The organism is Aeromonas sp. QDB14 (assembly GCF_027707845.1).
Lineage (GTDB): Bacteria > Pseudomonadota > Gammaproteobacteria > Enterobacterales > Aeromonadaceae > Aeromonas > Aeromonas caviae.
Genome location: NZ_JAPCJD010000099.1, coordinates 1 through 13,023, shown reverse-complemented (window position 1 = coordinate 13,023; position 13,023 = coordinate 1). Strand labels below are relative to the sequence as shown.

General features: G+C 62.9%; 15 protein-coding genes. 7 read left to right on the top strand and 8 right to left on the bottom strand.

Features of this window, described 5'->3' with window-relative positions; all coding sequences use genetic code 11:
* Nucleotides 1-83: 83 nt before the first annotated feature.
* Both PG887_RS20235 and PG887_RS20230 read right to left on the bottom strand, forming a co-directional pair.
* Nucleotides 84-545, bottom strand: coding sequence for a hypothetical protein (locus tag PG887_RS20235; RefSeq protein ID WP_233759649.1), 462 nt, complete (start codon nt 543-545; stop codon nt 84-86).
* A complete protein-coding gene (locus PG887_RS20230) occupies nt 526-861 on the bottom strand; it encodes a hypothetical protein (protein WP_104451985.1) in 336 nt (111 codons plus the stop codon). Before PG887_RS20230 ends, PG887_RS20235 begins: the two co-directional genes overlap by 20 nt.
* Nucleotides 862-1,003: 142 nt before the next feature.
* Here PG887_RS20230 and PG887_RS20225 point away from each other — a divergent pair, with 142 nt between their 5' ends.
* From PG887_RS20225 to PG887_RS20215, 3 genes are all read left to right on the top strand, one after another.
* On the top strand, nt 1,004-1,324 hold the full coding sequence (locus PG887_RS20225) for a hypothetical protein (RefSeq protein WP_104453191.1): 321 nt from the start codon (nt 1,004-1,006) through the stop codon (nt 1,322-1,324).
* A gap of 215 nt (nt 1,325-1,539) precedes the next feature.
* Nucleotides 1,540-2,124: a hypothetical protein gene (locus PG887_RS20220; RefSeq protein ID WP_010672673.1), complete on the top strand. Its 585-nt coding sequence runs from the start codon at nt 1,540-1,542 to the stop codon at nt 2,122-2,124.
* A 328-nt stretch (nt 2,125-2,452) separates the two neighbouring features.
* The gene (locus PG887_RS20215; protein ID WP_270822757.1) at nt 2,453-3,343 is read left to right on the top strand and encodes a sensor domain-containing diguanylate cyclase; all 891 of its coding nucleotides are present in this window, start codon (nt 2,453-2,455) and stop codon (nt 3,341-3,343) included.
* A 63-nt stretch (nt 3,344-3,406) separates the two neighbouring features.
* Here PG887_RS20215 and PG887_RS20210 read toward each other — a convergent pair whose 3' ends face one another.
* Nucleotides 3,407-4,045 (bottom strand): exopolysaccharide biosynthesis protein, encoded by a 639-nt coding sequence (locus PG887_RS20210; protein ID WP_010672675.1) that lies wholly within the window; start codon nt 4,043-4,045, stop codon nt 3,407-3,409.
* 201 nt (nt 4,046-4,246) lie between these two features.
* Here PG887_RS20210 and PG887_RS20205 point away from each other — a divergent pair, with 201 nt between their 5' ends.
* Nucleotides 4,247-4,861 carry an outer membrane beta-barrel protein gene (locus PG887_RS20205; protein ID WP_270822755.1) on the top strand — a complete coding sequence of 205 codons (615 nt, stop codon included), beginning with the start codon at nt 4,247-4,249 and terminating at the stop codon, nt 4,859-4,861.
* A gap of 12 nt (nt 4,862-4,873) precedes the next feature.
* Here PG887_RS20205 and PG887_RS20200 read toward each other — a convergent pair whose 3' ends face one another.
* A complete protein-coding gene (locus PG887_RS20200; RefSeq protein WP_270822753.1) occupies nt 4,874-5,179 on the bottom strand; it encodes a monooxygenase in 306 nt (101 codons plus the stop codon).
* 121 nt (nt 5,180-5,300) lie between these two features.
* Between PG887_RS20200 and PG887_RS20195 the strand changes: the two genes are divergently transcribed.
* Complete coding sequence (locus PG887_RS20195) at nt 5,301-5,657, top strand: winged helix-turn-helix transcriptional regulator (RefSeq protein ID WP_042015355.1); 357 nt, start codon at nt 5,301-5,303, stop codon at nt 5,655-5,657.
* On the opposite strand, the gene PG887_RS20190 is transcribed toward PG887_RS20195, so the two are convergent.
* The 3 genes from PG887_RS20190 to PG887_RS20180 form a co-directional block, all read right to left on the bottom strand.
* Nucleotides 5,629-6,666 (bottom strand): acyltransferase, encoded by a 1,038-nt coding sequence (locus PG887_RS20190; protein ID WP_270822751.1) that lies wholly within the window; start codon nt 6,664-6,666, stop codon nt 5,629-5,631. The genes PG887_RS20195 and PG887_RS20190 overlap by 29 nt on opposite strands.
* A gap of 176 nt (nt 6,667-6,842) precedes the next feature.
* On the bottom strand, nt 6,843-7,463 hold the full coding sequence (locus PG887_RS20185) for a PepSY-associated TM helix domain-containing protein (protein ID WP_270822750.1): 621 nt from the start codon (nt 7,461-7,463) through the stop codon (nt 6,843-6,845).
* A gap of 65 nt (nt 7,464-7,528) precedes the next feature.
* Nucleotides 7,529-9,577, bottom strand: coding sequence for a TonB-dependent receptor (locus PG887_RS20180; protein ID WP_270822749.1), 2,049 nt, complete (start codon nt 9,575-9,577; stop codon nt 7,529-7,531).
* A 271-nt stretch (nt 9,578-9,848) separates the two neighbouring features.
* Between PG887_RS20180 and PG887_RS20175 the strand changes: the two genes are divergently transcribed.
* On the top strand, nt 9,849-10,328 hold the full coding sequence (locus PG887_RS20175) for a GNAT family N-acetyltransferase (RefSeq protein ID WP_128341675.1): 480 nt from the start codon (nt 9,849-9,851) through the stop codon (nt 10,326-10,328).
* Nucleotides 10,329-10,410: 82 nt separating this feature from the next.
* Here the strand turns inward: PG887_RS20175 and PG887_RS20170 are convergent, their stop codons facing one another.
* Nucleotides 10,411-11,469 carry a porin gene (locus tag PG887_RS20170; protein WP_029313567.1) on the bottom strand — a complete coding sequence of 353 codons (1,059 nt, stop codon included), beginning with the start codon at nt 11,467-11,469 and terminating at the stop codon, nt 10,411-10,413.
* Nucleotides 11,470-11,687: 218 nt separating this feature from the next.
* On the opposite strand from PG887_RS20170, the gene glpX reads away from it, so the two are divergent.
* Nucleotides 11,688-12,698 carry a class II fructose-bisphosphatase gene (gene glpX / locus PG887_RS20165; RefSeq protein WP_039040467.1) on the top strand — a complete coding sequence of 337 codons (1,011 nt, stop codon included), beginning with the start codon at nt 11,688-11,690 and terminating at the stop codon, nt 12,696-12,698.
* Nucleotides 12,699-13,023 lie beyond the last annotated feature (325 nt).

The window sequence follows — 13,023 nt, the reverse complement described above, 5'->3', positions numbered from 1 at the left end:
GGGTACCACCAATCAGCAGTTGGCCACCTCTCGCCATTCATCCATGAGTGTCGCACTTATTATCTGAATTCCCGCTTCTCTTGTCAGGGCGTGGCGCTGCCCAGTTGCTTGAGGTAAGCGGTCAGTGAGAATGGCTGAGCAAATTCCTTCATGCCTGCCAGCCTGTCCAGCTCCGCCTGCCCCATCTGCTGCAACTGGGTTTGCTGGGCTGGCGTCAGGGTGGTAGTCCTCGCCTTGATCAAGGTGTCGAGAAAGGTGCGGTCTCCCTCTACCGCCTGATGGAACGCTTTGAGCGCCAGCGCATCGACCTCTGCTGCGGTGCAGCGCTCCATGCTTTTCTCATGAAGATAGATAAGCACGGTCACTTGTTGTTCCCTCTCCAGTGACCAGAAGGGGTCGCTTTTCGTGGGCAGAGTGGTGCCGTGTTGCGACTTGATGGCTTCGCACCGCTCAAATGCCGGGTCCAGATCGTGCAGTGACAGCGCCATGGCGCCTTGGCAGGCGAAGAGCAGCAGAAGGGCAAATTTACTTGTTGTATGAGGCATGGACACATTTCCAGAACTGGGATTCTTTACCTGCTGAAGACCATGCCATGGGTTCAACAACCTGATTCAGTTTGTGGCGCAGGATATTGGGGATGCCTTCCATCGCCTGGCCATACAACTCCCAATCGTAATCACTGATGTTGTAGGCAACGTCCTTGGCACTTCTCGGGTCGCTGAAAATCGTATAAAGCGGTGTGGCGGAAACGGCGACAGCCAGTTGATTGGCGCTGTCTACAAGCTGGTCCATTTGCTCCAGGGCATCGATTGAACGGGAGCTCAATGTCAGTCCTTTGATCGGACATGTAGCTATCCCCATGATACTCTCCTGCTTTATCGGACATGAATGAGGCCAAATTGGATATCATTTATGCAACCGATGATCAAATTAAAAGCTGAAAAATGAGAGTCATATCGCCCTGTGTCGCGTGATGCCGAGCATGAAGAGATAGGCATTGATCATGATGTTATTGGTTGTTGGGCTTGTTGCAGGTAGCTACCTCTTGTCGGGTTGGGGGCGCTTTGCAGAGAGGCGTTTTGTATGTGGGTCATTCTTGATGCTCCTGTATCTTGCCCTCTATTACCTTTTTCCTTCTGATCTCGTCGGTAGCTCCATCCATCAAGGGCGTCTGGGGCAATATCTGCCGGTCTTGTCCTACGCCGCCATCTTGTTTGGTGAAGCCATTTTTCCCTTCGACAAGGGAAGGTATATCCCTTGGGTAGGTGTTGGTGGGTTGATCGCCGCCTCTCTCTATCACCTGGTGTTCTTCGCTATTCAGTAGCGCAATATGGTCACAACGGCGGTGTTGCGCTCAGGCCTCATTTGATTCGAGGCATTCTCTGGCACTGTCTGTTCGCCAGTCTCTGTCGCCCCCTGCCCATGTGCGCATCGACCCGGGGCGGGTTTGTCTCTAGCATGGAGGGGCGGCGGAGTCTGGCTCCGTCAAAATGGATGATGGACGAAGTGCGCCTTGCACACTTCTGGCGGAGAGAAAAGATGAAGCTGCGTTCCTTGTTGATGGTGGGTGCCCTGCTGCTGGGCGGATGTGCGGTCAATCCCTATGGGGGGACGCCTGCGCCGGTCGGCGAGCCGGACAAGCCGGTGACCAAACCAGAGAAACCCGTGGCCGAGCCTGACAAGGCCGAGCCGGTGCCTGCCCCCAAACCCGTGGCACCGACGGGGCTGGCGGTCGCCCTGGCCGATGACTTCCTTAAGGCCGCCGATGTGCAGGCGCTGGCGGGCAGCAGCCCGGTACTGCTGCTGATGGCGCCCCAGAACGGTACAGGTGAGCCCTTCAGCACCCAGCCCCTGGCGGTGGCCATGATCCAGCGCATTCAGGCCAATAGCGGCTTTCGTTTCGCAGACCCGGGCCAGGTGGCGGCCATCACGGGTCAGCTCGAATACCAGCAGGGGGGCATGAACCCCGCCTCCCTGGTGCGTCTGGGTCGCCAGACCGGGGCGGGTTACATGCTCTACGGGGATCTCCTCTCTGAAGGGGGCCGCTACCGGCTCGCCATGAGCCTGATGGATCTCAAGAGCGGCGAACTGCTCTGGAACGCCAGTCGATCCGCTGCCCGCTGATGCCGGTTGGCCGGATCCCGCTTGACCGGGATCCGGCCCTGCCCCCCTTGTCCGGGGGCGGGAATACCCCTGTGGCGTCCCTGACGTCACAGGGGTTGGCATGTCGCACTGCCTGAAGGCAAAAAAACCTTCCTGACTGTCTGACAGCTCTGGTTCTGACAGCATCCCCGATTGCTACCATTCACTTTGCCGGAGGCTTGTCCGGTGAGCACGTCACCGACCGCATCCTTCACGCCCGGCAGGCAGCTTTCTGCCCCTGTGCGATACTCCATGAGTCTTGTATAACAGGAGTACAGGGACCCACTCCCACGGATAGCAAGGAGCTCGGATGGCGCTCTCAGTGGCACAACTCTACGAAGTGATGGCCCAGTTGCCGGATCCCGTTTTCATCCTCAGCGAAGATGGCTACTACATCGAGTACATCGGCGGGATGGAGCAGCAGTCCTACCAGAACGGCAACCCGCTGATCGGCAGACAACTGCTGGACGTACTGCCCGAGGACAAGGCGCAGTGGGTGATGGCGCAGGTGGCTCAGGCCCTCGCCAGCGGCCAGGTGCAGGTGGTGGAGTATGACCTCTCCCCCGCCGAGGTGGACGGCATCGACGCCGACGCCGGGCCCCAGGGAATGCAGCGTTTCGAGGGCAAGATAGCGCCCTTGCCCTCTTTATATGAGGGGAAGCGGGCGGTGGCCTGGATGACCCGCAGCATCACCCGCCAGCACGAGCTGCAACAGCGGCTCAAGCGGCTCGGGGAGACGGATCAGCTCACCGGCCTCTACAACCGCCACTTCTTCTTCGACCAGTATCACCATAAGGTGCAGGGGCAGCATCTCACCGGCCTCATCATGCTGGATCTCGATCACTTCAAGCAGATCAACGATCGCTTCGGCCACCAGACCGGTGACAAGGTCTTGTGCCGGGTCTGCGAGTGCGTCTCCGCCCAGTTGCGGGGGGAGGATCTCTTCGTGCGCAGCGGTGGCGAGGAGTTTCTGATCCTGCTGCCGCAGATCGACGAGGGGATATTGCTGAAGGTGGCGGAGCGGATCCGCGCCGCAGTGGCGGCCATGGCGCCGGATCCCGCCCCCGTGACCGTGAGTCTGGGCACCACCCTGATCCGGCCGGGAGAGGATCTTGGCACCGTGCTGGCCCGGGTGGACGAGTGGCTCTATCGGGCCAAGCGGGGCGGGCGCAACCGGGTGGCCCACGATGGGGCGCCCTGAGGGGCGCAGTGAACAGGAAAGAGGGCGACCCGGGGTCGCCTTCTTTCATTTGGCCGGGTCAGATCAGCCGAACAGGGTCGAGATATTCTGCCCCGCCATCAGCAGGCCGATGGCCAGGGCGCTGAACCAGACCAGGGTGGCGGCGACCAGAGCATAGCCGAGGGCGACGAAGAGACCGTCCCGCTGCAACATGCCGATGGCCAGCAGCAGGATGGCCCAGGCGGGCATGGCGTTGGTGAAGGGAATGGCGCCGAGCGGCAGCATCAGCAGCAGGGCGGCCAGCATGATGAGCAGGCCGTTGCAGCGGTTGATGGTCACGCTGCCGGTCAGGATGAGCAGGCGCGGGCGGATGAAGCGGTCGATGCGGGCCAGCAGATCCGCCCCCTTGTGCAGGGTCGGCTTGAGGTGCTCGGCGGCGAAGCGGCGCTCCATCAGGAAGGCGGGCAGCCAGGGCACCCGGTTGAGGGTAATGCCGATGCCGATGAAGAGGATCAGCAGGCCAAAGGGGGTGCTGACGCCGGGAATGGAAACCGGCAGCAGGAAGGGAACCGTGAGCAGCACGCAAAATAGCAGCATGCCCTGCTCGCCCACCAGGGCCAGCATCTGGCGCAGGCTGATGTGGCTCTCCTCGATGGCGTGGGCGGTGGCCCTCAGGGTATCGGAGAGCGTGCTTTGGGGGTCGTTGAGTTGCGCGGCAACCATTCCTGAGATCCTCGTCTGTTGATGCCACCGCTGTGGCGCCGCCAGCTTACGGGGCCGAGGTTAATCCCGGATGAATAACCCCGGGGAGCACAGATTTTTCCATCGGGAGCGGGGCAATGGGGCTGGTACAGCCCCCGTCCAGTGTGAGAGACGGGCGCTCTGATATGCTTTGCGCAGGTCTTTTCACCAAAGGATGAGCACATGAGAGGAGCGATGTGGATGGTGCCGGGGCTGCTGCTGCCCCTGGCGGGCTGGGCAGCCGAGCCCCCGGCGACGGGCTGGCAGCTGACTCCCTTTGCGGGATACAGCTCGGCCATCGACTTTCGGGCCATGGACGAGCCGGCCCCCACGCCGCACGGGAGCGACATCGACACCCTGCAAGGGGAGCGCTCCGGCAGCTGGGGGCTCTTCATCAGCAGGGAGGTGGATGACCCCGGCATGGTGGAGCTGCTCTACAGCCACCAGTCGACCCGGGTGTCCCCCGAACTGCCCGACAGGCTGACGGTGGACACCCTGCAGTTTGCCGGGGCCCTGACTCTCTCGGACAACCTGATGGCCCCCTATATCGGTGCCGGGATCGGGGTCACCCGCTTCGATGCCTACGACAGCGAGACGGCCCCTTCCATGTCCCTGGCCCTCGGGGTGCAGCCGCGCCTGACCGAACATCTGGCTGTGCGGGCCGAGGTGCGCGGTTATGGTGCCCTGGTCAACGACGACAGCCAGTTTCTCTGCAACCCCGAGATCTGCGCCTTTCGGGTGAGGGGGGAGCTGATCACCCAGTGGCAGGCCAATATCGGCTTGACCCTGAGGTTCTGAGCCCCGCTCGGACTAGGCGATGCCCTTGGTGAGGCGACTCAGGGGCTCGTTGACGTCGAACACCTTGTACTGCACCGCGCTGGCGCCCATGGCGAGCACCCGCTGCTCATGCATGGTGGCGTAGGCGAGGGCGCTCCCCTCATCCTCGAACAGATAGATGCCGCCCGCCTCGCCGGTGCGCGAGTTCTCGGTCCAGATCTTGGAGATGAAGCCCGGCTCCCGGGTGATGGAGTCGGCCAGCGGCATGGCCGCAGCAGTGAGGGCCGGTCCCATCATCTGGGCGGGGAAGTTGAAATGGATCTGCAGCAGGCTGGGCATGATAAACCTCTCGTGGGCGTTGATTGACGGAATCCGCATCATAGGAAGCCGGCATCTTGGCTGCAAGAAGGCACATTTTCGTGGCATAGTTACCGCAAAGTAACCACTCGCGAGCCATACCGTGCCCTCACTGCCCTGTCCCGCCTATCAGGTATTGCGCCTGCTGACCGGCAAATGGAAGCCGGCCATTCTGTTTCATCTGCGCGAACAGACCCTGCGCTTTGGCGACCTGCGCCGCTGCCTGCCCGAGGTGAGCCAGAAGGTGCTCACCGCCCAGCTCAAGGAGCTGGAGAGCGACGGTGTCATCATCCGCACCCTCTACCCCGACGTACCGCCCAGGGTGGAGTACAGCCTGAGCCCTCTTGGCGTCGCCCTGATCCCCCTGCTTCAGCAGATGCACGATTTTGCGCTGAACCACGTTGATCTGCTGGCTGGTCAGGGTCCTGTTTCTAGCGAGCCCGCAGCAACCAGCGGCTGAGGGCGGTGGCCGCCAGCAGTCGGTAGCCGAGCAGAGTGAGCGCCAGCAGCGCGGGTACCTTGAGGAGTTCCCACCACACCTGTTTGCCCTGGGGGCCGAAGATCATCAGCCACACCACCAGCATCATGTGCAGACAGTAGAGGCCGAGCACCTTGGGGGCCTGGCGCTCCAGCCAGCAGCCTTTGCCCCATGCGGGGTTGGCCAGCAACAGGCCGAACAGCCCCAGCGCCCAGGGGAGCGAACCCAGCAGGAAATCGTGACGAGCGAGGGGGACGGCGGCAGCGCGCAGCAGCCCTGTGGCCTCCAGGGCGTAGAGCCCCATCCCCGCCATCATCATCAGGGCGCAGCGCCTGGCGTCCGGCTGCCAGGCACGCAGGCGCAGCTCGGCGCCGAGAGCCACGAACAGCAAGGAGAAGAAGGGGCCGTTGCGGGTCAGCAGGGCCCACTCGCCCCCCGGCAGCAGCGGGCCATAGGAGCCACCGATCAGGGCCAGGGCGTAGAGCAGGGCCCCCAGCAGCAGGGCCAGCCTCGGCAGGCGGGCCTGCTGGCAGAGCCCCAGGATCAGCACCGCCACCATCAGGGCGGGCAGGAACCAGAGGTGGATCATGCCGCCCACCCACCAGACGTTGAGATGATCCCCGAGCTGCATCTGCCACTGGCCTGCCATGGCGGGCAGGTAGCCCTCGCTCACCGCCGCGAGCGGGTTGAACGGTATCAGCACGTAGAGCAGGCTCCACGCCAGCCAGAGCCCCAGCAGGGGTCGGCAGTAGCGCAGTGCGACCGTCAGCGGGTGGCCCGCGGCGAGGGCGGGTTGCAAGAAGTAACCGGCGCACAGGAAGAACAGCGGCACCGCGAAGCGGCAGAGCTGGTTGATGACGGCCCCGACCAGAGGGTAGGGCGTGCCGTCCCACAGGGCGGGGTCGAAGGGGTTGCTGAAAGGGGAGAGATGGATAGTCATCACGGCCAGGATGGCCACCACTCGCCCGCATTCGATGCTGGAGATGCGCATGATTCCTCGCGGCGTTCGGGAGCTGGGCGCACCCTATCAGCCGCAGGCGTTCCCTATCCAGCCGCCTGGTCGCCAACTGTGACCCCCATCGGCGGCCGGTTACCCTTTGTTACCCGAGGTGCGGGCAAGGTTACCGCCGCCGGGAGCAGGATCCCGTTTTGGTGTCGGTAAAAGGGCTAGAGCAGGGCCACCAGCACGGTGACCAGGGCGCCCAGCAGCAGCAGGGCGATGCCGCGACTGGCGGGGCCGTGCAGCTTGTTCCACATCAGCAGGCTGGTGAGGGCCAGCAGCAGCATGGCCAGGGCCGCCAGATCTCCCACCAGTTGCCAGGGCAGGCCGGTGCCCATGCCACGGTGCAGCCGGTTGAGGCTGGCAGCGAAGTTGGCTTGCTGCAGCTCGGTGCGCACCAGCAGAGTGCCTTCCACATAGCTGGCGGCCACGCTCTGGCTGAGGGTGACGCCGCGCAGCTCCCAGCGGGCCGGCAGGGTGAGAGAGCCGGATGGTGTGGGCAGGGTCTGGGGCGGGGTGATCTGGGGTCGCCCCTCCTCGAACATGTCTGCATAACGCTGTTGCAGCAGGGCTTTCAATTCATCCGGGCTGGCCAGCGGCGTGCTCAGTACTATCTCTTCGCTCGATTTGGCGGTGTGGGGACCGGGCAGGGGCAGCACGGCCCTGTGTTGCAGCCAGAGGCCGGTGAGGCCGTAGAGCAGCATCAGGGTGAGGGTGGCAAAGCCGGCCCAGGCGTGGATGCGGCGCACCCACTTGTTGTTGTGCAGGGGAAGTTTTCTGCGTGTCATCGTTCGGTGCTTCATAACAATCTGGCCAGCGAACGCTGGCCAGAGGGGTCGGTAAACAGGGAGGATCAGAAGCGGTAGGCGGCGGTCAGGTGCAGCTGACGGGGCGTGCCCGGCATGATCTGGGCCGCGCTGGTGGCGCTGACGAAGTAGTCGTGATCGGTCAGGTTCTCCACGCTCAGCTGGGCTTCCCACTGGGGCCAGCGATAGCCGGCACGGGCGTCGAAGCGGGCGTAACCGGGCAAGGTGGTGGTGTTGGCGTTGTCGGCGAAGCGATCCCCCACCGCCGTCACCCCAGTCTCGCCGAACCAGCCCTGCTTGCCGCTCTGGTAGCCGGCGAACAGCTGGCCGTTCTGGCGGGAGACGTTCATCGGCCGCTTGCCTTGCAGGTCCGCGTCTGCCTTGACCTGCTCGGCATCCTGGATGGCGACGCCGCCGCGCAGATAGATCTCGTCGGTCAGCTGGGCACGGGCGCTCAGCTCGATGCCGTCGGTGCGCTGTAGACCGGTGAGGATCACCCGGGTGGGATCCAGCGGATCCTTGCTGCGTTTGTTGTACATCTCCAGCCGGTAGAGAGAGAAGGTGGTGGCGAGGCGGCCGTTCAGCCAGTCGCTCTTCACGCCCCCTTCATAGAGCCGGGTGTGCTGGGGATCCAGGTTGTTGTTCTTGTCCCCCGGGGTGATGCCGATAAGCTCACCGCCCACCGGGGTGAAGGTCTTGCTGTAGGAGGTGTAGAAGGCATGCTCCTCGATGGGGTTCCACACCAGGCCCAGGCGCGGACTCAGGCTGGTGACCGAGAGGGTCTCTTCCTTGTCGAGGTCGTTGCGGCGGCTGGTGACGGTGAAGTCGTCGCGGCGCAGGCCTGCCAGCAGGTGCCAGTCGCCCAGGCTGAGCTGATCCTGCACATAGAGGCCGACACCGCGCACTCTGTGATGGGCGTCGCTGGAGAGTTTCATGGCGCCGTCGTAGGTGGGCAGGGAGCCCGGATCATAGAGGTTGCCTGCCGGGATCGGGTTGGCGTTCTGGTAGAGCTTGGGGGTGCGATCCTGCCAGCCCTGCTCCAGACCCACCAGCAGACGATGGGCGATGGGGCCGGTTTGCAGCTGGCCTTCCGCCTCGGTGTTGCTGGTGAGGCTGCTGGCCTTGAGATCCTGCTGCCAGCGGGCGCGGGTCACCTTGTCACCCTTGACGCTGGTGACATAGGTATTGTCGAACTGGCTGTCGAGGGTGGTGTAGCCGAGCTGCTGGCGCAGTTGCCACTGATAGTTGATGTCCCAGGTGAAGCGGGAGCGGGTGGACTGGGCCACATCGTCGATGAAGTCGCGGCGTGTGTCGCTGTAGACGCTCTCGATGGGGACATCCGCCGGGCGACCATCGACGCCGGGAATGCCGCGATCCGGGGTGCGATCGTGCTCGTTGCGCTCGTATTGCACCAGCCAGTTCAGGGTGTCGGTGATCTCCCAGTTGACGGAGGGAGCCAGCAGGGTGCGCTTGCTGGTCACGTCGTCGCGAAAGCTGTCTTTGTCTTCCTGGGCCAGGTTCAGGCGTACCTGTACCCGCTCTCCTGCCTCGCCGTTGAGGTCGGCGGCGAAGCGTCGACTGTCGAAGCTGCCGACCTGGGCGCTGACGCTGGAGGCCTGCCCCTTCTGGGGAACCTTGCTGACCCGGTTGACGATGCCGCCCGTGCTGCCACGGCCGTAGAGCACGGCGGCGGGGCCCTTGAGCACTTCGACCCGTTCGATGTTGCCAAGGTCGCGGGTGTATTGCATGTCGTCGCGCAGGCCGTCGAGGTAGAAGTCGTTGCTGGCGCTGAAACCGCGGATGGTGACGCCGTCAAAGCGGGTGTCGCCGCTGGCGTTGACGCCGGGGATGCCGGTCAGGGCTTCACTCAGGGTGGGCTGGCCGAAGGCGGTCAGCTCGCTTGCCTTGACGCTCTCGATGCTCTGGGGCACCAGCTTGGCCGGGGTGGCGGTGCGGGTCGCGGTGGCGACCTCTTCATGTTGGCTGCGTTTGCCGACCACGGTCAGGGTTTCGTCTTCGGCACGGGGGCTGGTGCAAACCGCCAGCAAGGCGACGCCCAGCAAGGCGCGCGGGGGGGGGGGGGGGGAATGGTTCATCTGGGTGTGACTCTTTGTCGACCAATCGGCCTGAACTTGTTGATTTATTTGTAATTATTGATTTCTCTCATCGCGAGAGGTTGCTAATGATATTGATTTTCATTTGCCTTGCAAGGAGAAGATGCAAGGAAAAGAGATCATTGGCGGCAGGCACTGAGGGGGCTGGAACCTCGGGGAAAAGGCCGGGGGAACCTTGGTTCGGTTCGGAGAGGACGCTACCATGGTAGCCTCGCGCCTTGGCGCACCATCCGGCACACACAGGGAGAGAAACATGGTTGAGATCATCAGGGCGGATCTGCACAACCCTCGCCACGGCGAGGCGCTGATCGCGATGCTGGACGAATACGCCAGGGACGAGATGGGGGGCGGCAGTGCACTGGCGGACGAGGTGAAGGCGAATCTGGCCGACGCCCTGGCCGCGCGACCCGGTGCTCATGTGCTGCTGGCCTGGGTCGATGGGGAGCCCGCTGGCGTTGCCACCTGCTTCGAGGGTTTTTCGACCTTCGCCTGTCAGCCGCTGCTCAATATCCACGACGTGGCGGTGCACCCTGCCCATCGCGGCCAGGGCATCGGCAAGCAGCTGTTGGCGGAGGCGGAGCGGCTCGCCCGGGAGCTCGGTTGCTGCAAGCTGACCCTGGAGGTGCTGGAGGGGAACAAGGTGGCCCAGGCTGCCTATCGCGCCAGCGGCTTTGCGGGTTATGAGCTCGATCCCGAGGTGGGCCGGGCTATGTTCTGGCAGAAGAAGCTCTGAGCCTCAGTGACAACGCGATCATCCCAAATGAAAAACGGCGCGCAGAGTGCTCTGCGCGCCGTGTCATCAGGTGGTTGCCGACTTAGAAGTCGTAGCGGGCCGCCAGCTGGAAGTCATCCTTGGTGTTGAGCTTGCCGCTGTCATGGCTGTCGAGGTTGTTGATGCGGTACTCGCCGATGACGCGCAGGTTCTTGTTGAACTTGTACTGGGCACCCAGGGTGTAGTAGTCGATGGAGTCGTAGTCAGACTTGCCAGCCTGCTCCACCTTCTGCTTGTTCCACAGGGCCATCAGGCCGAAGCCGCTCTCGAAGTTGTAACCCAGCGCCCCTTCCCAGCCGGTGTGATCCTTGCCAGTGGCCAGGAAGTCGCTGCCGTCGGCATAGCTCAGGGCGGCGTAGAGGGCCTTGTTGTCGTACTTGGCGGAGAGCAGCCACAGCTTGGCATCCTCTTCACCGCTCTTGTCGCGGATGCCCACGTTGTAGGCGGTCCCCAGGGAGAGGTTGAACGGGAAGGTGTAGGCCACGGCGGCACCGTAGGCGGCATCGCTGTCCTTGCTGGAGGTCTCTTCGGTGTCACCGCCATCGAACTTGTAGCTGGTATCTACCTGGAAACCGTTGAACAGGCCGGAGTACTTCAGCACGGAGCCGGCGCGGTTGGTGGCGAAGGTGTCGGTCTTGGCGCCCAGTGCCTCGTTGCCGTAACCATCGGAGAGAGAGACATCAGTCCAGTCCGCCAGGAAGCCAGGAGCCCCCTTCTGGCGACCGAAGGTGACGGTCCCCCAGTTGGCGCCGACACCGGCGAACGCCAGACGGGTACGCAGGTTGTCGGAGTTCTCGCTGACGGTCTTCTCGCTGTCGTTGATGTACATCTGCAGTTCGTACTGGGCCAGCGCCTTGAGACCCGGGTTGATCTCGCTCTCTACCTTGGCGCCCAGACGGACAAACTGGTTGGCCCCCTGCTTGTCGCTGTATTCGTTTTTGATGTCACCGTTGGCGTCCAGCTCTTTCTTCTCGCCGAAGAACTGGCCGGCGTAGATGCGGCCGTAGAGGTCGAGCAGGGTGCTCTCGTTTTTGTACACTTCAACGGCTTGAGCCTGGAAGGCGGCGGTAAGAGCCAATGCTACTACTGTCAGCTTTTTCATCATGATCCCTTGTGTTGCAAGCTTTTGTTTTAAAAGACGGGGCCATGCTAGAAGTGACAGATGACAGTCGGGTGACCGTGCAATGAACAAACCGTGTCGGTTCCATGTCAGCGGGATGAAAACCGGGATTTATGTGGCTGGTCGCCACTTTTACGCGCAAAGGTTTGCCCTTGTGGTAGAATGCCGCCCGTTTTCGAGCTCCTAAGGTTGGATATGCGATGAGACGTGAACTGGCAATCGAATTTTCCCGAGTGACGGAAGCGGCAGCACTGGCTGGCTACAAGTGGCTCGGACGTGGTGACAAGAATATCGCCGATGGCGCGGCCGTGGCGGCCATGCGTCACATCCTCAATCAGATCCAGATCGATGGCGAGATTGTGATCGGCGAAGGGGAGATCGACGAAGCCCCCATGCTCTACATCGGCGAGAAGGTGGGCACGGGTCAGGGCGACGCCGTGGACATCGCGGTCGACCCCATCGAGGGGACCCGCATGACTGCCATGGGTCAGGCCAATGCTCTGGCCGTGCTGGCGGTGGGCGACAAGGGATCCTTCCTCAAGGCCCCCGACATGTACATGGAAAAGCTGATCGTGGGCCCCAAGGCGAGAGGCGCCATCGATCTCGATCAGGCCCTGGAGCTGAACCTCAAGGCCGTGGCCAAGGCGCTCGGCAAGCCCCTCTCCCGTCTGACCGTCATCACCCTGGCCAAGCCGCGTCATGACAAGGCGATCAAGGAGATGCAGGGCCTGGGAGTGCGGGTGTTCGCCATTCCCGACGGCGACGTGGCCGCTTCCATCCTCACCTGTCTGCCGGACAGCGAAGTGGACATGCTCTACGGCATCGGTGGCGCGCCGGAAGGGGTGATCTCCGCCGCGGTGATCCGCGCCCTGGACGGCGACATGCAGGCTCGCCTGATCCCCCGCCACCAGGTCAAGGGTGACAGCCCCGAGGTTCGCGCCCTGGGTGAACAGGAGATCGCGCGCTGCGAGGAGCTGGGCATCGACGTGAGCAAGGTGCTCAAGCTCGAAGATCTGGCCAAGAATGACAACGTCATCTTCTCGGCCACCGGCATCACCAAGGGTGATCTGCTGGAAGGGATCACCAGCGACGGCGTTATGGCGACCACCGAGACCCTGCTGATCCGCGGTAAATCGCGCACCATCCGTCGTATCAAGTCGATCCACTTCCTGGATCGCAAGGACAGCGTGGTACGCGACATCATCCTGTAAGCAGGGGGATGGCGGTGGCGGCAAGTCACGTATTCTCATGCCGTCGCATCAAGTCGATCCACTTCCTGGATCGCAAGGACAGCGTGGTACGCGACATCATCCTGTAAGCAGGAGGATGGCGGTGGCGGCAAGTCGCGAACTCTCATGCCGTCGCATCAAGTCGATCCACTTCCTGGATCGCAAGGACAGCGTGGTACGCGACATCATCCTGTGATGTGCTGACTCCCGCAGCAAAAAGCCCGGCACTGCCGCAATGCTGTTCACTTAAGCGGAGCCGCATTGCGATTTACCGGAAAACGGGTCTTTGATATCTTCACCGCCCTGG